Origin of the sequence: Bacillus sp. FSL E2-8868 (assembly GCF_038005505.1) — a bacterium.
Taxonomy (GTDB): Bacteria; Bacillota; Bacilli; order Bacillales; family Bacillaceae_G; genus Bacillus_A; species Bacillus_A mycoides.
In genome coordinates this window covers 1,366,415-1,390,191 of record NZ_JBBOTI010000001.1, presented here as the reverse complement: position 1 = coordinate 1,390,191, position 23,777 = coordinate 1,366,415, and the positions used below count along the sequence as shown (strand labels likewise).

The window sequence follows — 23,777 nt, the reverse complement described above, 5'->3', positions numbered from 1 at the left end:
TATAGCCCACCTACGGAAACAGGTGGGCTTTTCATGTATAAAAATTGCATTTATTATATGGCAATTAGAATTGAGGTCAAAATATTATCTCTTCCCTTTTAACTCTCTCAGTCTGCTTTTTCTCAACGTCTGAGCCTACTTACGTACCAACTGTATAACCAGTAAGAATACTAACAATTATAGCAATAACTAAGATTAATGTGATTTAAATCCATTTTCCCATATATATATTATTCCAGAAGATTTAGTTGCCATTAACTGGTGGTGTTACCCTAACTGACGTTTAAATGCTTTGCCGGCGAAGAAGTAAGCGATAACCATAATGCCCACACACCAAGCAAGTGCAATCCAAATATCGTTGCCAACAGCCTCTTCATATAAGAGGGCACGAATCGCATTCACGATTGAAGTCACAGGCTGGTTTTCAGCGAACGCACGAACAATTTTTGGCATAGTTTCGGTAGGAACAAAGGCCGAACTAATAAAGGGCAGAAAAATTAGTGGGTACGAGTAGGCTGTCGCCCCTTCCATAGACTTCGCTGTCAACCCAGGAATGATAGCCAGCCATGTCAGCGCCAGCGTAAACATCCCGAGTATTCCAGCTACCGCGAGCCAATCCAGAATATTAGCACTGGAACGGAAGCCCATTAAGAGCGCAACAAGGATAACCACCACGATAGTAAGCACATTAGCAACAAGTGATGTTAATACGTGAGCCCATAATACCGACGAACGCTTGATAGGCATAGTAATGAAACGTGCCATCAGCCCGCTCTTTACATCCGTAAACAACCGTACGGAAGTGTAAGCGACACCGGATGCGATAGCCATCAGCAAGATTCCCGGCAATAAATAATTGACGTAGTTATCCGTTCCTGTCTTTATGGCGCCGCCAAATACGTAGACAAACAACAGCATCATCATAATCGGCGTAATCGCTACCGTAATAATTGTATCTGGACTGCGCATAATGTTGCGCATTAAGCGCCCTAATAATACCCCTGTTTTGCTCTTCATTTACATCTCCTCCTTTTTGCCAATGATCGCAAGGAAAATTTCTTCCAATGTCGGCTGCTTTTCGATATACTCCACTTTTGTTGGCGGGAACATCTCTTTAAGTTCTGTAAGAGTACCAGTCTTAATAATTTTTCCGCCATGCAAGATAGCGATACGGTCCGCCAGTTGTTCGGCTTCCTCGAGGTACTGGGTCGTGAGCAAGATGGTTGTGCCGCCGCCGGCAAGTTCCTTGACGGTATCCCACACTTCAATACGCGCTTCGGGGTCAAGCCCTGTCGTCGGTTCATCGAGAAAAATGACTGCTGGCGTCCCAATCAAGCTCATGGCGATATCAAGCCGGCGCTTCATCCCACCTGAGTACTGGTCTGCCCTCTGGTTGGCTGCATCAGTCAGGCTGAATCTTGCAAGCAAATTATCAGCGACTTGAGCAGGACTAGAAACTCCACGCAAATTGGCAATCATTATCAAGTTCTCTCTCCCCGTGAGCATACCGTCTAAAGCTGCAAACTGCCCTGTCAGACTGATACTTTGACGAACATGATCCGGTTGACGCTGAACGTCAAAACCACAAATACCTACTTCGCCGCCATCTTGCTTCATCAGCGTCGAGAGGATATTGACTATCGTCGTCTTGCCCGCTCCATTTGAGCCCAGCAGTGCGAAAATGGAGCCACGCTGCACTTCAAAATCTACCCCTTTTAACACTTCCTTATCTTTAAAGGATTTTTTTAATCCTTTTACAGAAATCGCTGTATTGGTCATGCTTTTTTCCTCCTTAAAAAATGTTTTGTAAAGATAGACTGCCTACACCCTCTATTTAGTATTACTGATAATCTGTATTACTTAGTACTGATTTAAAAATATAACTGAATAGCAATGGCGTCAATTCACATTTGTAACCAGCTAATCAGTCGGTATTACCTGTTGCATTTATTTTTTTCTCAATTGTTTCATGATACTTTCATTCAAATCTTCACGATACTTGGAAACATAAGTTTTAGCATTTGCCACTAGTTCGTCAGCAAAGGATGCCACGTCCTCCCCAGTGATTTCAAGCACTTGTCTGCCTTCCGCCGCACCGGCTTCAAACAAATCGATTAATTCATACTGTATGTGTAGCATATCCATCCCGTTACCAGCTGAGAAATTCCACATGTAGTTTTGAATTTTCTTAAACACAAACTGATAGTCCTCTGGCAGAGCTCCAACCCGTGCCATCATCATTTTGTACTCTTTTTTATCACCAATTAATTTTTTGAACATTTCCAACATATTATTTTTCCTCCTTTTTTATAAAGCAGAACAAGAAACTCCCAAAATATCGGCCGAATATTTAATCTTATGAGGCTAGTTTGACTTCAAGACGTTAATTTTTGATGATACAAAATCCCATTTTCTCCAAAATAATTCAAGCTCCTGACGGCCATCCTCATTTAGTGAATAAAACTTGCGAGGCGGCCCCATGTCTGACGGTTTCTTTTCAATATTCACAAGTTTTTTCTTCTCTAATCGCACAAGGATGGTATAGACCGTTCCTTCCACGACTTCAGTAAACCCAAGCTCATTCAGGTGGCGGGTAATCTCATAGCCATAAGTTTCACGGCGGCTAATGATTTCCAGAACACATCCTTCCAGCGAACCTTTCAGCATTTCAGTTAAATTTTCCATATTCTGATCCTCCTTTACCCCCTATTCTGTCTGACTTATATTCAGTATCACAGAGTACTAAGGCTAATTTTTACTGAATAGCTTTTGAGAAACCTCACTATTCAGTATTACTTATTACAACTACATTGTACGACTAAGTAGATGGAATGTCAACTCGATTTTTAAATTTTTTCTTAAATCCGCTTTTGCCTATTGGATACTGAATATATTTTTAAAAACTACGCTATTCAGTATTACTCATTACCACTACATTGTATGACTATGTAGATAGAATGTCAACTCGATTTTTAAATTTTTTCTTAAATCCGCTATTATCTATTGGATACTGCCTATTTTCTTCTTAAGAAATCTCACCACATACCTATCCAGCTAAGAAAAGGAAATACCCAAAACAAAAATTCCGCATTTTTATTTTGGGCGTTATAATATTCCGAAGTTAATGAATGTGGATAGCTCTCCTTATTAAAAAGACGGATCATTTTTTTGTTCTTCTACTAATGCACCTGTGCATCTAATACATGAGCTTGCGAATACATACAAACTCTTTATAAAGTCAACTCTACATATAGGACATCCTTTTTGTTACGATAACATCATATTCATATCTTCTGCTGCGGTTGTAATTAGTTTTAAACCGAATGTCTCTTGTAATACATCAAGCACACCAGGTGAAATAAATTCAGGTGCCTTTGGACCAATGCGAATATCTTGAATACCAAGACTAAATAGCCCAAGTAAAATGGCAACCGCTTTTTGTTCAAACCATGATAGAACAATACTCACTGGCAATTCATTCACTTCACATTGGAAAGCATCTGCTAAAGCGGCCGCTATTTTCACTGTAGAAATTGAATTATTACATTGTCCTAAGTCAATGTAACGTGGAATCTCCGTACCGGGCACAACACCATAACTCACATCATTAAAACGGAATTTCCCGCAAGAAGTTGTTAAAATAACCGTTTCTGGCGGAAGTGACGTTGCTAATTCACGATAATATTCTCCGCCTTTTCCCGGAGCATCACAACCTGCGATGACAAAGAAACGCTTAATCTTTCCTTCTTTTACTGCATTAATAATTTCCGGAGCTAATGATAATACTGTATTATGATGAAACCCTGTTACTAACTGCTCATCCGACTCCATATGTACTTCTGGAAGTTCAAGCGCTTTTTGAATCAATGGTGCAAAATCATCATTTTCAATTTTTTGTACACCCTCTAAACCTGCAATATCATATGAAAAGAATCGATCAGAGTATGATCCTTTAATTGGCATAACACAGTTCGTTGTAGCTAATATGGCACCTGTAAATTTTTCGAAAAGGCGTCGTTGATCATACCATGCCTTACCGATGTTTCCTTTTAAATGTTTATATTTTTTCAGTTGTGGATATCCGTGTGCTGGTAGCATTTCAGAATGCGTATAAATATTAATTTCTTTTCCTTCTGTTTGCTTTAATAACTCTTCTAATGCAAATAAATTATGACCAGTAACTACAATTGCCTTACCTTCTACATGGTTCTGCGTAATTTGAACAGGCTCCGGAACACCAAAGTGATTCGTATGTGCCTCATCTAATAACTCCATTACTCGTAAAGCCGATTTCCCTACTTTCATAGCCATATCAATATGTTCTTGTTCATTAAAGTTAGAATTTGTTAATGTCATATATAGCGCTTCTTGAGTTGTAGCATCTACAAATGCATCTGTATACCCTAGCTGCGCAGCATGCGTACGATAAGCCGCTATTCCTTTTAATCCAAACACAATCGTATCTTGTAAACTTGCAATTGTTTCATTCTTACCACAAACACCCATCACTTTACATCCGCCTGTTGGCGTTTGTTCACATTGATAACAAAACATATCATCCCACCCTCTCCCAATCATTCATTACAAATTAAGCATAATACCCATTAGGAAAAAAGGATGTGATATCAATCACAATAATATATATAAATTTGTGACAGTTCATATTGTTGACATAATATTTTTACTGACACTAAAAAACATACAGAAAAATGGACACCTTTGTTGATGCCTTCAAATAGCTAGATAATTGATTTAGAGAACTATTAGCAACTAATAAGCATACAACAACACTATTCTTTCTATCATTCAACAGAAAGAATAGCGTTTTTTCATTTTGAAGAACTATCAATTTTTTGATTAAAGATTTTATAGGAAACCTCTTTATTTACAATACATTTACACCATCTTAACATTTTTTACATTATTTATATGATATATTTATATAGAAACTACTTAAGAAATTTCATGTACATTGTTATCTTTATGATCTCTTATTTAATTGATAAGAGGTCATGTTATATTTTTATAACAGGGGTGAATTAGGATGACTGAAACATTAAAGACACTTATAATGCTTGATGTTACTTACGTTATTATAGCAATTATGACGGTACTAGTATTTGTATATTTAGAATTAAAATCTCAGTAACATATGCAGGCATAATTGATAGCTTCGCATTTAAATATAGTTAGAAGAAAGCGAGGAGAAAATTGTTTCTCCTCGCTTTTATATTCCCACAGTTTCTTATTTCAACAAATCCAATGTATGTAAAAGTAATCCTCTGTCCCCTACTTCTCCATGACCAGGCACTACTAAGTTCATATTTCCATATCGGTTCAACACATTCTCAATCGATATCGACCATTCATTTACATATGCATCAGCAACATTCCCTAAATCTTTAGCTTCCGCAGATTTCACTAAACAGCCTCCAGCTAAAATGTTGTATTGCGGTAACCATACGACAATATTATCTTCTGTATGCCCTTTCCCTGGATAGAACGTTTCTACTTTTATATTTCCAAACTTCATATTCGTAATTGTTTGTAAGTCTCCAAGTGGCTCTTCATATCCATTTTTCTTTGCTAGTTCCGCAGTTAGTACTGTACTATGCGCTTTAATGCCTCTTTCTTTCAACGTTTTAATTCCGCCAATTCGATCAGCATGCGCATGTGTAATAATAACATCCGTTACGCGCTTCTTAAATTTCTTTTCTACCATCTCTATTAATTCCTTCGTTAACTTATCATCCCAAGAAGAATCGACAAGCACTAACCCTTTAGAAGTAGTAAGAACTAGACCGTTCGAAGGAACTGCTACTCCATTAAAATAACCTAACTCAGTATGAACCCATACATTTTTGTTTAACTGAGAAATTGAAATAGTTCCTGTCTCATTCTTTATTACTTTTTGCTCTAGCTTTTGTTCCGCTTTCACAGAAGAAATTGTGCTAACAAATTGAATTGTTCCTAGTAAACTAACACATACCCCTACTTTTAATAATATATTCTTTTTCATTTTCTCCACCCTTTCTTTCAAACTAAATAGTTATTTCCTATATTAGACAATTCGTCTCAAATGTTTGTTCCATCTTTTTTTACATATTTTTCATACCATTAATAAAAAGCGCACAAAATTTTGTGCGCTTTTTAACCTTCCTTTTACCATTCACGTTTTTTATTAATCATCATTTTTTCTTCAAACGCCTTCTCTAAATCAATTTCTAACTTGTTTGCTAAATCACATATGTTCCAAATTACATCAAACATTTCTAAACCAATTTCTCTTTTCGAATCTTGTATTTTATCACGCTTTAATATACCTTCCGCTAATTCACCTAATTCCGCCATCACATACATCGTACGCTCTTCAATTGTTGTATCTTGAAATCCTTTTTCTTTACTGAAATTTAATACATATCTCTGGAATTCCACAATATTCATACTTAATCTCCCCTCATCACAAATACTCCATTTTTCTATTACACTTAAAATCAAAAAAGTATTTTGTTAAATTATAACATTCATACTATAATTTATTTATAGCCCTTTAACGGAGGTGCTTTTAATGACTCTCTTCGCTTCCCCATCATTATTCATACTAGCAATCATTTCATTTGCATTAGCTTATTTCATCGGAGTAAAACAATACACTTGGCTCTTATCAGGATTCAATGAACGCCGTGTGCCTGATAAAGTTAATATTCTGTCTTTAAAAGAAAGGAGTCACTATGAACTTAAAAAGTAACAATATCTATGAGAAAATGAACCAATATTCTGTTGCAGGGTTAAGCTTTGCCGTTATACGTGACGGTAAACTTGATGAAGCTACTGCTTTCGGAACACTTGAATCTGGAACAACTAGAACTGTCACTACGAATTCCATATTCAATTCTTGTTCTATTAGCAAATTCATCACTTCAATGCTTGTACTAACGTTATCAGATCAAGGAATCGTACATTTAGATGAAGACGTAAATGATAGACTCACATCTTGGAACATCCCTACCAATCTATTTACTTCACAGAAAAAAGTAACGCTGCGAAACTTATTAAGTCACCAATCTGGAATCATTGATCCTCCCAATAGTTTTGAACATTATACACTTGCACAAGAACTACCTAAAATGGATGAGCTCCTTGCTGGTAAAACATTATATTGCCCAGTACCTATAGAAGTAACTTATGCACCAGAAAGCCAATTCCACTACTCTGACGCAAATTTTTGTATTATCGAACAACTACTTGAAGATATTACTGGGAAATCGTTCAACCTTTTACTTGAAGAATTTATTTTTCAGCCACTACAAATGAAAAATAGTACACTCTTCTCTCCCGAAGACATAGATAAAACCGATGCTTTTGCTTGCGGGCATAATAAAGATGGAACTGTAACAAATGAGAAGTATCCATTTTATCCATTCGCAGCAGCTTCAGGCATTTGGACAACACCAACTGACTTATCAACTTTAATTATTGAAATCATTCAGTCCTTACAGGGAAATAGCAAACTGGAACTTTCTCAAAAAACAGTACAAGATATGATTTCTCCTCAAGGATGCACCAAATGGACTGGGTTAGGTGTTTTTCTAGAGTATTCTAATGAAGACTTACAAATCCATTCACTTGGCTGGGGTGTTGGATTTCAATGTATGATGGTATGTAATCCATACCGAGGTAATGGCGCTGTTATTATGACGAACTCGGATTTAGGTGTTCATCAAAAGGATGGGATTATTGGTGAGATTTTAAAAATGTTATCCTTATAATTAACGAAGTAAAACAAAGAAAGAAGCTGATTATCCCAGCTTCTTTCTTTATATAACATTTTTCACCACAATTTTAATATGTTCTGGTGCGATAATTTCCGTTATACTTTCTTGGAAATCTTCATGCAGCAGTTCTTCAATATGCTCTAGCTGCACTTCGACATGTGTGCATTCTAAATTATGTATGTTTAATAGTGCATAATGATCTTTCTTCTTAATTACTAAATATTGATTTTCTTCTGTTATGAGTACAGAACCTAATCGTATTCCTAGTAGACGTTGATCATCAAACTTCACAATTTTTTCCCCTTTCCAACTGCGAATGTAATTACTATACAAAAAACCTAATTTAAGGAAAAGAATCTTATATAGACTATATCATAATTTACTAAAATATAAATATCATATTTTCTTTCAATAAAAATCCCCGTTTTTTTATATATTTCGATACAAAAAACTTTCTCAACAAAAAATTACAATTTTCAGTTTTTTATTTCATGAAAATCTATTATACTAAAGCTAATAAACGTTTGAAATGTTTGACCTCTCCTAATTCATGTACATATGGATGATCAGTAGCTGTTGCTACTGATCTATTTTTTGATTTCAGAAAGCAAATACACCGCATCCTTTCCTACACCACAAATAAGCGCAGAACCCCTTTGAGATTGCCACGACAGTCCAATATAATACAATCCTCTTACTGGACTCATTCCCTTTGTATGATTAGGAAATCCATTCATACTCACTGCCTTTTCTATTTCAATCCATTTATAATCTTGAACAAAACCAGTTGACCATATAATACTTTGTGCACTATACGTGCCACCATTCTGAAACATAATATTATTTCCTGATGCACTTACCACTTTTCCCTGTAGTTTTATTGCTCCACTACGAATAAGTTCCTTACCTTCAAAACCAAAAATGGGATCCTTTCGCTTCTGAAACCACCTTCCTCTCTTTGTATGTATTTCGGCATACAATAAACCCATTTTTTCTAACCAATTAAAAATGCTTTTTCTAAAAAGATATAACGGTAAAAAGGTTAACGGATGACTTATAGACATTGTAACTTCATGAGTTTTTGCAAGTTCTACTGCTATTTGCATGCCTGAATTCCCACCACCTACTACAAGTACTTTTCCCTTTGGAATTTGTAATGGTGATTTATATTGTGATGAATGTATTTGAAAAATATGTGATGAAAGATGTTGTGAAAATGAGGGGATGAATGGTTGCTGAAAACCACCTGATGCGATAATAACTTTTTTCGATTGTAAAATTTCTGTAGGAGTGTGTAATTCAAATATTTCTTTCTCTTTTCTTATTTTTAAAACTTGAGTCTGTAATTGTACCGGCAATTAAAAATACCTTGCATATTCTTCTAAATAAATTGCAATTTCATCTTTATATGGAAATCCATTCCCTTCTCCTTTTAATATCATACCTGGTAAACTACTATATTCCCTTGGTGTGAAGAGCTGCAAAGAATCATAGCGGTCTCTCCAAGAATCGCCAATTCGGTTTCCCGCCTCAAGTAATAAGAAACTATATCCTTCCTGATTCAAGTAGTATCCCATTGTTAATCCAGCTTGACCAGCTCCAACGATAATTATATCTTTCACTCCAATTCCTCCTTCTCACAAACACATGAATACATGTTCATATGTTCATACGTTTCCATAATCATAACATTTTATTTTTTTATAATTCAATATCTATCCAAAATAAAAAAGAGCAGTTCACTATAAAGTAAACTCCCCTTAATATGTATCATCTCGTTACTCATTAATATTTCAATTGTCCCCAAAGGATCTAACGGCCCATACACACTATCACCTAAATTTATTATCATTTCGAATATCTTTTAATACCGCCTTTAAAGCGTGACTATTCCCATGAATATCTGAAATCATCGCTATTTTTCTCTTCATTGTAACCCCTACTTTGATAAATTATTTATAACACCTCAATTTCTAAACCCTTTCCTCATAAAATGTAATTCTATTTGAGAACGGATCAATCACAGTTAATTCAATTGTATCCCAAGGTGTTCTCTCTATATCAGGTTTTGAATACGCATAATCTTTACTTGATAAAATAGCATAATAACTTTTTAAATCCTCTATTTTCACACGAATTGCACCGCCTGGTGAAGCATCCCCATGATGTTCAGATAGATGTATTACAGTATCATTTAACGAAATTTGCATATATAATGGCATATTTTCCTCATACCGATGTTCCCAATCCAGTTTAAACCCTAAAAAATTCAAGTAAAATAACTGAGCCTTTTCAATATCAAAAATTCTAAATATAGGTGTAATCATTTATAATACCCTCCTATTTATAAACATCCGCCGCCAATTCCCGCAAAACATCTACATTCATCACTTCAAAGCAACCATTATTTTTCTTTATAATTTCTTTATCACAAAAAACATTTAATGTACGTAATAAATGCCGATAACTCGTCCCTAACAATTCAGCTATTTCCGTTAAATTCCCACTAAACACAATTCTATTTCCGTGCTGAACCGCCCGTTCCCCTGCTGCTAACATGTAACTCGCAAGTCGATTTTCAAGTGGATACAGTAAATTAATTGTACTATTTTTTGAAAGTCGATTTAATTTATGGGCTAAAGAACCGCAAATACATCTTAAAAATTTCGCATCATGAAATAATTGGTTTCTCACTTTCCCTAAAGGTAGCCCAACACAATATGAGTCTGCCATAACTTGTACGTTTGAATTGATTCTTTGAGAGTGAATTAACTCTACATCTCCTAGCAACTGCAAACTGTCATAAAAACATAATAATACAGATTTCCCGTTACTTAATGTGTTAAACGCTTTCGCTTTTCCTTCAACAAAGAAATATAAATAATCTATCTCTTCGTTTTCTCTGCAAATGAACTCATTCTTTTTAAAAAATATAAGTTCCATATATGGTTTCATATCACTACTAAAAAATGAATCAATATTATTTTGTTTCATATACTCTGCTAATTTATTAGAATTACATACTTTCTTCATAGTCCCCCACCTTTACAACTCATCCCAATTGTAAACAAAATTTTCTTCTTTCACTATGACATATGTCATAGTAATACACAATTTCAGCATGATACAGTCATTACAAATATGAAATATAAAAAGGGGATATTACATTGTATAACTTTCTTTCTGTCTTTATTGGTGTGCTTATTGCCATTATGCTCCCATTGAATGGGATATTATCTGAGTTAATTGGCAAGTACACAGCGAGCGTTGTCATTCACCTTGTCGGTTTAATTGCAGTTATTTTCGTTTTAATCCTTAACAAAAATAAACTCCATTTTGATAAAGGTATTCCACTTTTTTTATATAGCGCTGGGGCAATTGGAGTATTCACTGTTCTTTTTAATAATATAAGTTTCTCTGCTCTTGGTGCCTCTATTACGATTGCATTAAGCTTACTTGGTCAATCCATCGCTTCCATAGTTATTGATCATTTCGGTTTATTAGGAATGAAAGTTTCGAAGTTTGATAAGAAAAAATTAATTGGATTATTATTCATCTCTTTTGGAATTATAGTCATGACAATTTATTAATGGAGGTAAGAAAATGTTATATATTTGTATCGCTATTTTAGCTGGTGTTTCTATCGTTGTTGCTAGAATTATTAACGCGAATTTAGCAAAGGAAATTGGAAATTGGGAAGGCACATTTTTCAACTATATTACTGGATTATTTTTCTCCATGTTATTTTTAATTTTTAGTTCAGATTCGTTGTATATTTCTAGCCATACGTTACAATCCATACCTATCGCTGTATACTTAGGCGGATTAGTAGGCGTTATCGTTATCTCATTATCAAACTATATTACTCCTAAAATATCAGCATTTTATTTAACGTTACTCATCTTTATCGGACAATTGTTTACGGGGACTATCATCGATTTCTTCCTGTCACACGAACTATCAACCGGAAAAATTATCGGTGGAATTCTCGTATTAATAGGGCTCACTTACAATTTACTCGTTGATCGCCCTATAAAAACCGTGAAGCATAACCACGTTCAACTATAATACTTTACGCTTACCTATCATATATTAATAGAAAAGCTCTTCACATGAAGCCATAGAGAGGAGAATACCCTATTAAGAAAATCATTTTATTGATAGGTAGCGCATTGATTGTTTTTGGAACCGTATGGTTTTTAAACTCTGGAAAATCTATTCAAGATCTCTATACAGCAAGTAAACCAAAGAAGAAAGCTACTATTATTTCAACTCAAAGAGACCCAAATGCACCTCCTGTTTTTTTAGGAAAACAGGAAATAAAAGATATACATGTAGAGTCGCTTAAGACAAAAAAATCTATCTTCCTTACAAAAACAGATGAATTAAAAACATTCATTAACAGTATGGATACAGCAAAAAAAGGCGATTTAACGCTAGATGAAGAAGGTTCTGATTTAGTAGATTGTAACATGTGGATTACTTTCCAAGATGGAACTTATAAACAATATTTAATTTGGATAGTAGATAACAACAGTAGTGAAGTTATGATTGCCCATCAAAACACTCCTGATGACGTAGACCTTACTTATTATCAATTAAATGAAGGTAATTCAAAAAAAGTATATAACTTATTTAAAAAGGTTATTTAATAGAAAAAGTCATGAGCTACTAGGCCCATGACTTTTTCTATTTATATATATTCAGGGAACACTTTACAACTCTTTTCCTGCTCTATATCATGTCCAAAGAAAACAATTGGGTTCTCTTTCCTAACAACTTCTTTTAAGCGTTTAATTGAAGATAAAGCTAATTCCGAATCAAATCCAGCGAACGGCACTTCATCTTCAAAATTTTCTTTCGTATAAGATGCATCAATCGTTAATAACACAGGACCGGATTTTTCTGTCTCAATTAATAGCGATTGATGCCCCGGAGTATGTCCTGGTGTATACAATAATTGAACTCCTGGTACAACTTCATAATCCCCTTCAATGATCTTGTATTTCAAATTCGGCAATATACATTCTTTCATATATTCTTCACTATATTGTGCCGCCTCATATTCAGCACGCTGCACAATAATCGGTGTATTTGTAAAAGCACCATTTCCTCCTGCATGATCAAAATGCAAGTGGGAACTAATAATATAAAGAAGGTCTTCCGGTTCATATCCAACGCGTTTTAAAATATTTATGATTCTATCTTCTTCAGTCATTTTCGGTAAAATATGTCCTTCAACAAATGTACCGTTAAAAAGATCTTCGTTATTAACCGCACTTTCTGGCATACCTGTATCTACTAAAATAGGCCCCTCTTCTGTCTCCAACAAATAGCACCATACAGGTAAGTTCAATAAATCCCCCGGTGTGAGCGTACTATTAACAGAGGAATGATCTAACATACAACGACCAGCTGGTACGAAATAAAGCTTCTTTACCGTCATTATGTATCCACCTTTACATTTAGTTTTGAATAAAACAATACAGTAAAAAATTCTTCCTACTAGAAATAAACTCCTTCTCTTCTTCCATTGTTTCAACTATTATTTTTAGGTTGTTCACAATTTCTTCATTACAGCATTACTTATCATTTTTTCATTTCCGAATAGCAAAAAAACAATAACCTAGCTGTGATATAACATATAGCAATACCTACAAAACTAATACTAACTCCATTTTGTTGAATAGCCATCACTTTTAAGATATCTAAATTTAATACGTGACCAATTAACGAATACATTATAATAATTGCCATTACGATTACATAATCACTTTTTCTTATTTTTGCGGTCATTAGTCATTCACCTCGCATTATTTTCTATACTAATTATATATTTTTTGTCAGAATTTTAAAACCAATCAAATGACAGTCTAAAAATGAGTGTACTTTTTTACATAACAACCTTTCTGCATCTATAATAAAAGAGAAAAAGACTCTTACTTTAATGGAGGGAATAAAAATGAAAGCAATTGGTTTACATGAATACTTACCTATTGAAGAAGAAAACAGTTTAATTGATATTGAAGTTGAAAGACCTGTTGCCACAGGAAGAGATATACTTGTAAAGATTAACGCTATTTCCGTTAATCCAGTTGATACAAAAGTTCGATCTCCGAAAGATAAAAAAGAAGATATAGCAAAAATACTTGGCTGGGATGCTAGTGGTGTTGTTATACAAGCTGGTGATGGTTGTACGTTATTTAAAGAAGGCGATGAAGTGTTTTACGCTGGAAGCATTACAAGGCAAGGTACATACAGTGAATACCATTTAGTTGATGAAAGAATTGTTGGTAAAAAACCAAAAACGTTAAGTGATGCTGAATCTGCAGCACTTCCTTTAACAGCCATTACCGCATGGGAAGGTTTGTTTGAACGTTTAGGGATTGATTATAATAAGAAAGATGAAAATTCATTTAAAAACATTTTAATTATCGGCGGAGCTGGTGGTGTTGGCTCGATTGCTATTCAGTTAGCTAAATGGGCTGGACTAAACGTAATCGCAACCGCATCCCGCAACGAAACTATACACTGGGTGGAAAAATTCGGTGCCGATTATATAGTTAATCATCACCAACCTTTAAAAGATCAAATATTAGAATTTGGGCTAAAAGATGTAGATTATATCTTCTGCTTAAACAATACTGATCAGCATTGGCATGCGATGGGTGACATCATTAAACCACAAGGAAAAATTTGCTCTATCGTAGAAAATGAGCACCCTCTTGAGATGGGGATTTTAAAAAATAAAAGTGCCACATTCGTTTGGGAGTTTATGTTTACAAAAGCGATGTATGAAACTGGTGATATGAGTACGCAGCACGAACTATTAAATAAAGTAAGTGAGCTATTAGATGAAGGCATTTTAAAGACTACATTAAATGAAACATTCACACCAATTAACGCTGAAAACATAAAGAAAGCACATGCACAACTTGAAAGTGGGCGTACAATTGGAAAGATCGTTGTAGAGAAATTTTAATAATAAAAAGTCCGATTTCTAAACGAGAAATCGGACTTTTTACTAACTTTATTTACTTGAAATCTCTTGATCATTTTGAACGTCTAACGGAGGTCGTTTCCCTATTCCGAAAGCATAGAAACTAATTGTGACGATAGCTAAGAAAACAATACCTACAACTAATGAAATACGCGTATCATCGTTAAACCACATTCCGATTAATACCATAATTAAAAAGGCAATTGTCAAATAGTTTGTAACAGGAGCAAATGGCATTTTGAATGGATGATCTTTCATCTCTGCTCCCTTTTCTTTTCTAAAACGAATTTGACTAATTAAAATGACAAACCATGGCACCATACCTGGAAGTACACTCGCACTATATACATATACGAATAAGTTTTTTGGTGCAATATAACTTAAAACAACACCAACCGCTAAACCGACAATTACACCAACTGTACCGAATAAAGGTACACCGTTATTCGAGATCTTCGTAAAGTATTTCGGTGCTTGTCCATTTACACCTAGTGTATAAAGCATACGTCCAGCACTATAAATACCACTGTTACAACCAGACATTGCGGCTGTAATAACAACGAAGTTAATAAGTCCCGCAGCTGCCGTAATACCAACTTTCGCAAAAGTTGCTACGAACGGACTACCAATTGAACTTAATTGATCCCAAGGATAAACAGTTACAATAACGAAAATAGCACCAATATAGAAAATTAAAATACGCCAAATTGTACTTTGAATTGCTCTAGTAAGTGTCTTCTTCGGATCTTTCGCTTCACCAGCAGTAATCCCGATTAATTCCACACCTTGATACGCCCCAACTACAAGTGATAATGCAAAGAAAAATCCTGAAAAACCACCTGTGAAGAAACCGCCGTTTGCCCAAAGATTAGATATGCCGATTGCTTCTCCTCCATTCCCAATTCCGAAGAAAATGAGGCCAAATCCGGCAATAATCATTAATAAAATCGTAACGATTTTAATCATCGCAAACCAAAATTCAAATTCACCAAATGACTTAACCGAAATTAAGTTAGCCGCACCAAGAATAACCATCGCGATAATACCAGGTATCCAAGCGGGTAAATCCGGGAACCAATATTTCATATACGCTCCAACTGCGATAATCTCTGACATCCCAACAATAACCCACTGGAACCAGTTACTCCACGCTGTCATATAACCAGCTAACGGATGAATATATTTGTGACCAAATGTCGCAAATGAACCTGTGCTTGGCTCCATATACAACATTTCTCCCATGGCACGCATAATGAAGAAGATGAAAACACCTGCGCTTGCATATGCAAGCATTACTGACGGACCTGTCCATTTAATCGTGCTGGCTGACCCCATAAACAAACCAACACCAATTGTTCCGCCTAAAGCAATCATTTGAATATGACGTGCTTCTAAACCTCGTTTCAATTCTTTGTTTGCCACTTCATTTCCCCCTCTTAGATGATTCATAGCCGCATTTAAAGTAAGATGGTGTACCCTAATTCCTGTTTGGCCCTGAAAATGATGAAACAAACGTCATTTTAGACTAACTTTAAAGCTATCCTAAAATCTCATTTTGCCTCTTATAAAATTTCCAAAACCCCTCATCTTCCTATTTTCTATAAAATTTAAAATTGCTCACTTCATATTAATTCATTTATCTGAAAAGTTCAATTATTTTTTCAGTAAATTATTATATATTAGTTTGATTAATTTTTAACTAAATTAACAATAAAATACATCTATTCAATATGATTCCGGTATAAATGTTATTACAATATAAATAACCGAGGAGATCCTATCTACCTCGGTTTCATACTGTATATACTTCACTATTTATAGTTTGTACTGTAATTGCTTACACATGCGATTAACGTATCACGCAGAAATTTAATATATTAGTAGAACTACAAAGTCACTAACTTCTACTTCTCTTAATTACCCCATTATCACAGCTGAAAATTCTCTTTCCCATCTCCTACTTTAAGAAAAATATAACCGCACTTAAAACAATCAACAATACACCGGAAAGAGGAAAACTCTTCTCCTCAGCTTTTATCTTTTCCTTAATAATACCTTTAATTTTTGTCTTTATATCCTCTGGGCGTTTTCTAAATAAAATATTAGTTGTATGTAATGGTCTATTCAATATTCGAATTTTAACAGGAGATCCTGATAAATATATATTATTTTTATCCAATGTAAATTCTATGCTCGCTTCGGTTAACCCGTCTTTCACTAATATATTCACTCGGCTAGAAGGTAGATTAAATACCGTATAATCGTTAAAAGCGAGCCCTCTAATCTCGAAATATGAGTATATAAGAATAAAAGTTATCAGCAACAAACATAGTATCAATATGGTTTTTGTTAACGAAAGTTGCTCTAATACGTAGGAAGATGTTGTCATATAAGCGCAAAAGAATGCCATTAAATTACAAAGATAGTGGTTTACAATGAAAGTTTTTCGTATAACTACTGTAAGTCCGGAAATGATTAGTAGAGCGCATGCTAAATTCATTAACATATTTTTACCCTCCCTAAAAACTATAACTATAACTATACAATTTTGTTGTATTTTAACATTAATTACATATTCATACCTATAGTTATTTTCATAAAATATAAAAGAGTCTCATTAAAAAATGAGACTCTTTTACAATTTCATATTTAAATCATTTTTGAAGTTTGTTTACCTAAAATAAACACTTTAGTAAATACCATCATGATAACTACTATAGCCAGAAAATAAAGCGGCATCACCATTAACGAGCCCGTATGAAGCTGACTCATTCCCCAAATTGTCATCGTTACAATTACATAGTAGCCTAAGCTAAACAATGCTCCAGCTGTACCAATGACATCTTGAAAATCTACTAATGCTAAACTTAAACAGTTAGGCAATGCTACCCCAATTCCTAATAGCAATATAAACATCGCTACTAAAAATCCAATCATATATATTATGTTTGGATTTGATCCAAATGAATTAATAACAGTTAAGAAGATAGCTCCCCCTATCATTACAAGACAACCGATATATATAATTTTCTCTGGTTTATAAGTAGCAAGTAACCGCTTTGAAACTTTCGCTCCAATAATAGAAGCGGAAGCAACAACAATTCCTAGAAATCCGTACATACTAGGCGATAACTGAAAGTATTCAATAAAGATAAACGGCGCTTCTGCATAGTAGCTAAATAAAACACCATTCGCTCCTCCAATTAATAATCCATACGTTACTACTTTCGGATTTGTAATCAACCGTTTTAATACAGAAAATACATTTATTTTACCCGTTATTGCGTCCGTTTTTGTTTCCGGAAGCGAAACAAACGTATATAACAAAATCCCAACACTCATAACAACTAAACTTAAAAATACTATTTTAAATCCAAACATTTGATCAAGAAAGCCCCCAATTAGTGGACCTATCGCTGGTGTAAAAGCAATGACTGCCGAAATTTGAGCAAACATAACATGACGTTTATGCCCCTCTACACTTTCACGAAGAATCGTTTGTGTCACAACTGAACCAGCACTTGCTCCAAATGCTTGAATAAAACGACTAAACAATAAAAATTCAATAGAATTTGCAATATAGCATAAGAAACTTCCAGCGCCATATACTACAATTCCAAATAACATTGCTGGGCGACGACCAATTATATCTGATAACCATCCAATAAAAAATACACCTAAAGCAAATCCAGCAAAATAAACACTAAGCGTTAACTGTACCTCATTATTACTTACGTGCAACGCCTTTGAAATATCCGGTAAAGACGGTGTGTAAATTGTTTCACTAATTTGCGGAAATGCCACCAGAATGATCATTAACCAAAGTGATGGTACTGAGACTTTTTTCACTTTTAATACCCTCCTATAACTTTGAAAATCTCAGAAATGAATAGACTTTCCTTAGCTACGGAACAGGAGGGGCCATTATAGAAATTCGATCATAAAACAACAAAGAAAACACCTCAATTACGCATGTTAATACTTATAGGAGGGTAATATTAACATTGATTTTAAAATATAGTCTTTCAATTATATGATAGGTTGTGTTCGTTTTCTAGTGTTCATAATCTGAATATTTGTTAGTAGACGAATATCCTTTCAATTCTCTTGGAAAATTAATACGATTTGAAAAGCGCAACTAAACAACTGAAACGCCCCTTCAATTGTTAAAATCATTCTCACAATTGAAGGGGCGTTTTTTTATTGCTACATTTTCACTGATTGTTCTTTTTGATAGATAATTTCACCATCAATAATTGTTGTTTCTACTTTTAAATCTTTAATTTGGTTTGGATTGACACTTAAAATGCTGTCATTTAATATAACTAAATCCGCCAACTTTCCGGCCTCTATGCTTCCTTTTATCTCTTCTTCAAAACTCGCATAAGCACCATTCCATGTGTATAGTTTAATAGCTTCCATTACGCTTATAGATTGATTAGCACCAACCTCTATTCCAGACTTAGTTTTTCTATTGACAGCAACATGAATTCCTAATAAAGGATTATAGTCAGTAACTGGTGCATCCGAACTACCTGCTGCAATGATGCCACGATCAATAAAATCACGAGCAGCGTACATGTGATTAACACGATCACCATAGTGCTCTACATATATCTCTCCGAATTCATATGGAAATGGAGGATTTGGAATAGGAATCATCTCGAGTTTTTTCATTCTCTCTTGTAAATCTGGTGAAGAAATTCCCGCATGCTCGATTCGATGACGGTGATTTTTTCTTGGTGATTCCTCTAGCGCCCTTTCTACACAATTCAAATACATTTCAATAGCTTTATCACCTTGTGCATGTACAGTGATTTGATAGCCTTTTTTATGCGCTTCACCTAAAACCTTATAGATTTCTTCCTCACTATAATAAAGAATGCCGTAATTGTTAGGGTCACTTGAATATGACTTACGGGTTGCAATTGTAGGCCCCGTGCTACTTCCATCTGTAAACAATTTAGCTGGTCCGACTTTGAATCTTTCATCCCCGGTACCAGTTACCACACCAGCCTCGACCATTTTATTAACAAATTCATGAGAGTTATTTATTTGACATATCATTGCATATATTCGGACACGAATATCCCTACTCTTCACAGCTCGTTGTAGTAAACGAAAACTCTCCGGTCCATCTCCACCTGCGTCATGTATACTTGTTATGCCAGCTGCAACGAAATGATCTGATGCAATTTTCACAGCCTTCATCATTTCACTTTCTGTATAACTTGCAACCTCGCTCATACTCATATTTGCTGCTTCAATTAACTTTCCTGTAAGCCTTCCTGCCTGATTCTTTTCAATAACTCCCCCATTCGTATCCGGTGTGTTCTCGTTAATTTGCGCAATTTCTAATGCTTTACTGTTCACCACGCTTATGTGGTGACAAGTACGAGTTATAATAATAGGGTGTTCAACTGAAATTTCATCGAGCTCAGTAATTGTTGGATAACGCTTTTCCTTCACAGCGGTTTCATTAAAGCCCCAAGCACGTATCCATTCACCTTTTGGCGTTTCTAAGGCCTTCTTTTTCAGATCATCTAATAAAGCATCGATAGAATCAATATGTTCAGCTTTACAACTGACAGCCAACTGATTTAGTCCATGAGAAATGATGTGAAGATGGGAATCAATGAATCCAGGAAGAATCGTTTTCCCTTGCAGGTCAATTACATCCGTATTTTCTCCTATAAAACTCTTAACCTCCTGATTTGAGCCAACAACTACGATATGATTATCTTTTATTGCTACAGCTTCGACTACTGTATTCTTTTGGTCTACTGTAATAACTTCTCCATTTATCAATACAACATCAGCTTTCATAAACTCAACCCTTTCGGAATTACTCTTTTCGAGTAATTCATTCAGTATTTAAAGTTACATCTCCTAATAGGCTCATCCGCTTTTTAACAAGATTTATCAATAATTAATTAAAGTTGAGCTAAAGTGAAACTTTAATCAGTGGGGGGGTTTTTGTTCATCCCCCACTGATTATTAGCCCTCACCAATCGGGCTTTTACGGGCAGTTGATCTCCCACCTAACTTCTTTGCTCCAGCCGCATTTTGAGGTGGGAGTTTTACTGCCCGTTAATGCGGGATAAACATTCTTTCATTGTTTTAACGATAAAAGTAAAGTCTTCCTCTGTGATGCTTAATGGAGGTGCAAGCTGCAAAATATTATTGTAACCTGCGACAGTGTCACCATTTTTACCAATAATTAGACCTTTTTCTTTACAAGCATTGATGACTTTGTTCATCTTTTCAATGGAAGCCGGTTCTTTTGTTTGCTTATCTTCCACTAGTTCAATGCCTAAAAGAAGGCCCTTTCCGCGAACATCCCCTACGTTTGGATGCTCTTTTACATCCTCTAGCTCATATAACAGTCGTTCACCCAATTCTTTGGAACGTTCAATGAGTTTCTCATTCTCCATAATTTCTAAATTCTTCAAAGCTAAAGCGCAAGCAGCAGGATTCCCTCCGAACGTATTTACATGGCGGAAGCGATCATAATCATCACTACCTACGAATGCCTCATAAACCTCTCGTCTAACTGCTGTTGCTGACAAAGGAAGATACGCACTTGTAATACCTTTTGCCATTGTAATGATATCTGGTTTGACGCCATAATTCATAAATCCAAATGGCTTCCCTGTCCGGCCAAATCCACATATAACTTCATCACAAATGAGCAACGCACCGTGCTTCTCGCAAATTTCTTTTACTTTTCCCATATATCCATCAGGAGGCATTAAAATTCCGCCCCCAGTAATGATTGGCTCCATAATCACACCGGCTACTGTTTGGCTTAACTCCCATGTCATGACACGATCGATTTCCTCAGCACTTGCCAGTGTATGAACATCCTCTGGATTTCGATACGTATCAGGCGGTGCTACATGCAGGAATCCTTGCCCGAGTGGTTCATATTTATACTTTCGCTGTGCTTGACCTGTTGCTGCAAGAGCTCCCATTGAGTTACCGTGATAAGCGCGGTAGCGGGAAATAAACTTATAGCGTCCATGATCACCTTTTTGTTGATGATATTGACGAGCAATTTTAAATGCTGTTTCATTCGCTTCCGATCCACTGTTAGAAAAGAAAATGACGTATTCATCATCAAGCCATTCATTCAATTTTTCTGCTAATTTAATAGCAGGAACATGACTTTGAGTCAGAGGGAAATACGGCATTTCTTCAAGCTGTTCAAACGCCGCTCTTGCAAGTTCTTTTCGACCATACCCAACATTCACGCACCAAAGACCGGACATACCGTCTAAATAACGGTTTCCATCAATATCCGTCACCCATGCCCCTTCTGCTTTTGTGATAATTAAATTCGTTGGACTAGGGGCTGCTCCTCTCATCGCATGCCAAAGGTACTTTTCATCTGTTTTTTTCAAACTTTGTGTTTGCTCCGTCGCTTGCACAATCACCAGCTCCATTCTATCTTTTTATGGTTTTACATCACGCTTTCAATAACGAGCCGTAAGCATTTTCTTGCGAGTATAGAATTCTACGCCATCTTTTCCATTTGCATGGAGATCACCATAGAAAGATTTCTTATAACCTGAGAACGGGAAGAATGCCATTGGAGCAGGAACTCCAAGATTAACCCCAAGCATACCTGCATCAATTTCTTCACGGAATTCACGAATAGCTTTCGCGCTATTTGTGTACAGACATGCACCATTTGCGAATGGCGATGCATTAGCAACATGAATCGCTTCCATCAAGTCTTTTACGCGTACAATAGAAAGAACCGGTGCGAAAATTTCATCTTGCCAGATTTTCATTTCCTGTGTCACATTGTCAAAAATCGTTGGGCCAACAAAATAACCTTGGCTGTTTGCTATATCGTCTTCACGTCCGTCACGAATAAGTGTCGCTCCCTGCTCTACACCGGATTGAATGTATCCGAGTGTCCGCTCTTTATGTCCTTCACGAATAACAGGACCAAGGAAAACACCTTCTTCCAGACCATTACCAATCGTAATTGCATTAGCCTCTTGAAGCAGTCTATTAACGAGCTCATCTGCAACGTCTTCTTCCACGACAACAACAGCCGCTGCCATGCATCGTTCACCAGCTGAACCGAAGGCAGCACTTGTAATTTCTTTCACTGTAGAACTAAGGTCCGCATCTTTTAATACGATCGAATGATTTTTTGCCCCTGCAAGAGCTTGTACACGTTTACCGTTAGCTGCTGCTGTTTTATATATATACTCAGCCACAGGTTGAGAACCAACGAAAGATACAGCTTTCACATCCTCATTGTCAAGAATGCCGTTAACGACGTCATGTGCACCATGCACAATATTTAGTACTCCATCTGGAAGACCTGCCTCTTTAAACAGTTCAGCTATGCGATTAGCCAATAGCGGTGTTCTTTCAGATGGTTTTAATACAAATGTATTCCCGCATGCAATCGCGAGTGGAAACATCCAGCATGGCACCATCATCGGAAAGTTAAATGGCGTTATTCCTGCGATTACTCCGATCGGATAACGATACATCCCTGATTCAACACCAGTAGCAATATCGGGAAGTTGCTCTCCCATCATTAAAGTGGGTGCGCCTGCGGCAAATTCAACACATTCAATCCCCCGCTGCACTTCACCGTATGCTTCCTTATAACTTTTTCCGTTTTCCAAGGTTACGAGTTTAGCTAACCCTTCCCAGTTTTCAATCAATAGCTGTTGATAGCGAAATAGAATCCGAGCACGCCGAGGCACAGCGACCTTTCTCCATGTTTTGAATGCTTCTTTCGCAGTTGCTACAGCTCTATCTAAATCTTCTTTAGTCGAAAGAGGCACACGAGCAATAATCTCTCCTGTTGCTGGATTTGGTACATCTTCAACTTGCTTACTTGTGGATTCTATCCATTGTCCGCCAATATAATTTTTCAACGTTTGTACATTTTTCATTACTACCATGGTGAAGCCTCCTATTTTAAGATAACCGTCCTATGTTATCGCCCCTAAAAAGAAAGCGCATTCATT

General features: G+C 35.8%; 24 protein-coding genes and 2 pseudogenes. 6 read left to right on the top strand and 20 right to left on the bottom strand.

The features are described 5' to 3' along the window. Positions 1–267: 267 nt before the first annotated feature. From NSS74_RS07275 to NSS74_RS07245, 7 genes are all read right to left on the bottom strand, one after another. Positions 268–1,017: an ABC transporter permease gene (locus tag NSS74_RS07275; RefSeq protein ID WP_002033386.1), complete on the bottom strand. Its 750-nt coding sequence runs from the start codon at positions 1,015–1,017 to the stop codon at positions 268–270. Continuing rightward, positions 1,018–1,779 carry an ABC transporter ATP-binding protein gene (locus NSS74_RS07270; protein WP_002033389.1) on the bottom strand — a complete coding sequence of 254 codons (762 nt, stop codon included), beginning with the start codon at positions 1,777–1,779 and terminating at the stop codon, positions 1,018–1,020. Between the two features lie 168 nt (positions 1,780–1,947). Beyond that, positions 1,948–2,289 (bottom strand): DUF1048 domain-containing protein, encoded by a 342-nt coding sequence (locus NSS74_RS07265; RefSeq protein ID WP_002014108.1) that lies wholly within the window; start codon positions 2,287–2,289, stop codon positions 1,948–1,950. Between the two features lie 75 nt (positions 2,290–2,364). After that, complete coding sequence (locus NSS74_RS07260) at positions 2,365–2,685, bottom strand: PadR family transcriptional regulator (protein ID WP_002128372.1); 321 nt, start codon at positions 2,683–2,685, stop codon at positions 2,365–2,367. A gap of 582 nt (positions 2,686–3,267) precedes the next feature. After that, positions 3,268–4,554: a hydroxylamine reductase gene (hcp, locus tag NSS74_RS07255; RefSeq protein WP_002137545.1), complete on the bottom strand. Its 1,287-nt coding sequence runs from the start codon at positions 4,552–4,554 to the stop codon at positions 3,268–3,270. A 691-nt stretch (positions 4,555–5,245) separates the two neighbouring features. Next, positions 5,246–6,019 carry a BcII family subclass B1 metallo-beta-lactamase gene (gene bla2 / locus NSS74_RS07250; RefSeq protein WP_002142577.1) on the bottom strand — a complete coding sequence of 258 codons (774 nt, stop codon included), beginning with the start codon at positions 6,017–6,019 and terminating at the stop codon, positions 5,246–5,248. Between the two features lie 143 nt (positions 6,020–6,162). Next, positions 6,163–6,444, bottom strand: coding sequence for a MazG nucleotide pyrophosphohydrolase domain-containing protein (locus tag NSS74_RS07245; RefSeq protein WP_002142578.1), 282 nt, complete (start codon positions 6,442–6,444; stop codon positions 6,163–6,165). Positions 6,445–6,568: 124 nt separating this feature from the next. On the opposite strand from NSS74_RS07245, the gene NSS74_RS07240 reads away from it, so the two are divergent. Both NSS74_RS07240 and NSS74_RS07235 read left to right on the top strand, forming a co-directional pair. Beyond that, positions 6,569–6,748, top strand: a complete 180-nt coding sequence (locus tag NSS74_RS07240; protein WP_002142579.1) for a hypothetical protein — start codon at positions 6,569–6,571, stop codon at positions 6,746–6,748. After that, on the top strand, positions 6,732–7,769 hold the full coding sequence (locus NSS74_RS07235; RefSeq protein WP_002142580.1) for a serine hydrolase domain-containing protein: 1,038 nt from the start codon (positions 6,732–6,734) through the stop codon (positions 7,767–7,769). The genes NSS74_RS07240 and NSS74_RS07235 overlap by 17 nt, the downstream gene beginning before the upstream one ends. Positions 7,770–7,817: 48 nt before the next feature. Here the strand turns inward: NSS74_RS07235 and NSS74_RS07230 are convergent, their stop codons facing one another. From NSS74_RS07230 to yeiL, 5 genes and pseudogenes are all read right to left on the bottom strand, one after another. After that, positions 7,818–8,066 carry a hypothetical protein gene (locus NSS74_RS07230; RefSeq protein ID WP_002087603.1) on the bottom strand — a complete coding sequence of 83 codons (249 nt, stop codon included), beginning with the start codon at positions 8,064–8,066 and terminating at the stop codon, positions 7,818–7,820. Between the two features lie 296 nt (positions 8,067–8,362). After that, positions 8,363–9,397 (bottom strand): annotated as a pseudogene (locus NSS74_RS07225) (flavin-containing monooxygenase). A gap of 131 nt (positions 9,398–9,528) precedes the next feature. Then, a pseudogene (locus NSS74_RS07220) lies at positions 9,529–9,706 on the bottom strand (metallophosphoesterase family protein); the annotation flags it as partial. Between the two features lie 42 nt (positions 9,707–9,748). Beyond that, on the bottom strand, positions 9,749–10,102 hold the full coding sequence (locus NSS74_RS07215) for a glyoxalase superfamily protein (RefSeq protein WP_002014124.1): 354 nt from the start codon (positions 10,100–10,102) through the stop codon (positions 9,749–9,751). A 13-nt stretch (positions 10,103–10,115) separates the two neighbouring features. Further along, the gene (gene yeiL, locus NSS74_RS07210) at positions 10,116–10,808 is read right to left on the bottom strand and encodes a transcriptional regulator YeiL (RefSeq protein WP_002033401.1); all 693 of its coding nucleotides are present in this window, start codon (positions 10,806–10,808) and stop codon (positions 10,116–10,118) included. Between the two features lie 134 nt (positions 10,809–10,942). Between yeiL and NSS74_RS07205 the strand changes: the two genes are divergently transcribed. From NSS74_RS07205 to NSS74_RS07195, 3 genes are all read left to right on the top strand, one after another. Continuing rightward, positions 10,943–11,365, top strand: a complete 423-nt coding sequence (locus tag NSS74_RS07205) for a DMT family transporter (RefSeq protein WP_002142583.1) — start codon at positions 10,943–10,945, stop codon at positions 11,363–11,365. Positions 11,366–11,378: 13 nt separating this feature from the next. Then, positions 11,379–11,843, top strand: coding sequence for a DMT family transporter (locus NSS74_RS07200; protein ID WP_002014128.1), 465 nt, complete (start codon positions 11,379–11,381; stop codon positions 11,841–11,843). Positions 11,844–11,947: 104 nt separating this feature from the next. Then, on the top strand, positions 11,948–12,427 hold the full coding sequence (locus NSS74_RS07195; RefSeq protein WP_002128384.1) for a hypothetical protein: 480 nt from the start codon (positions 11,948–11,950) through the stop codon (positions 12,425–12,427). 41 nt (positions 12,428–12,468) lie between these two features. On the opposite strand, the gene aiiA is transcribed toward NSS74_RS07195, so the two are convergent. Together aiiA and NSS74_RS07185 are read right to left on the bottom strand one after the other, a co-directional pair. Then, a complete protein-coding gene (gene aiiA / locus NSS74_RS07190) occupies positions 12,469–13,221 on the bottom strand; it encodes a quorum-quenching N-acyl homoserine lactonase AiiA (RefSeq protein ID WP_002033406.1) in 753 nt (250 codons plus the stop codon). 143 nt (positions 13,222–13,364) lie between these two features. Beyond that, positions 13,365–13,571, bottom strand: a complete 207-nt coding sequence (locus tag NSS74_RS07185) for a hypothetical protein (protein ID WP_002033407.1) — start codon at positions 13,569–13,571, stop codon at positions 13,365–13,367. A gap of 166 nt (positions 13,572–13,737) precedes the next feature. On the opposite strand from NSS74_RS07185, the gene NSS74_RS07180 reads away from it, so the two are divergent. After that, positions 13,738–14,757 (top strand): zinc-binding alcohol dehydrogenase family protein, encoded by a 1,020-nt coding sequence (locus NSS74_RS07180; RefSeq protein WP_002142584.1) that lies wholly within the window; start codon positions 13,738–13,740, stop codon positions 14,755–14,757. A 48-nt stretch (positions 14,758–14,805) separates the two neighbouring features. On the opposite strand, the gene NSS74_RS07175 is transcribed toward NSS74_RS07180, so the two are convergent. The 6 genes from NSS74_RS07175 to NSS74_RS07150 all read right to left on the bottom strand — a co-directional run bounded on the left by NSS74_RS07175 (position 14,806) and on the right by NSS74_RS07150 (position 23,711). Continuing rightward, positions 14,806–16,197: an amino acid permease gene (locus NSS74_RS07175; protein ID WP_340813335.1), complete on the bottom strand. Its 1,392-nt coding sequence runs from the start codon at positions 16,195–16,197 to the stop codon at positions 14,806–14,808. Between the two features lie 535 nt (positions 16,198–16,732). After that, on the bottom strand, positions 16,733–17,281 hold the full coding sequence (locus tag NSS74_RS07170) for a hypothetical protein (RefSeq protein WP_002033411.1): 549 nt from the start codon (positions 17,279–17,281) through the stop codon (positions 16,733–16,735). 143 nt (positions 17,282–17,424) lie between these two features. After that, positions 17,425–18,624, bottom strand: a complete 1,200-nt coding sequence (locus NSS74_RS07165; RefSeq protein WP_002142585.1) for a multidrug effflux MFS transporter — start codon at positions 18,622–18,624, stop codon at positions 17,425–17,427. Between the two features lie 357 nt (positions 18,625–18,981). After that, positions 18,982–20,601, bottom strand: a complete 1,620-nt coding sequence (locus tag NSS74_RS07160) for an amidohydrolase (protein WP_002142586.1) — start codon at positions 20,599–20,601, stop codon at positions 18,982–18,984. A gap of 254 nt (positions 20,602–20,855) precedes the next feature. After that, positions 20,856–22,220 carry an aspartate aminotransferase family protein gene (locus NSS74_RS07155; RefSeq protein ID WP_162014394.1) on the bottom strand — a complete coding sequence of 455 codons (1,365 nt, stop codon included), beginning with the start codon at positions 22,218–22,220 and terminating at the stop codon, positions 20,856–20,858. Between the two features lie 30 nt (positions 22,221–22,250). Continuing rightward, a complete protein-coding gene (locus tag NSS74_RS07150) occupies positions 22,251–23,711 on the bottom strand; it encodes a CoA-acylating methylmalonate-semialdehyde dehydrogenase (RefSeq protein WP_002142588.1) in 1,461 nt (486 codons plus the stop codon). Between the last annotated feature and the right edge of the window lie 66 nt (positions 23,712–23,777).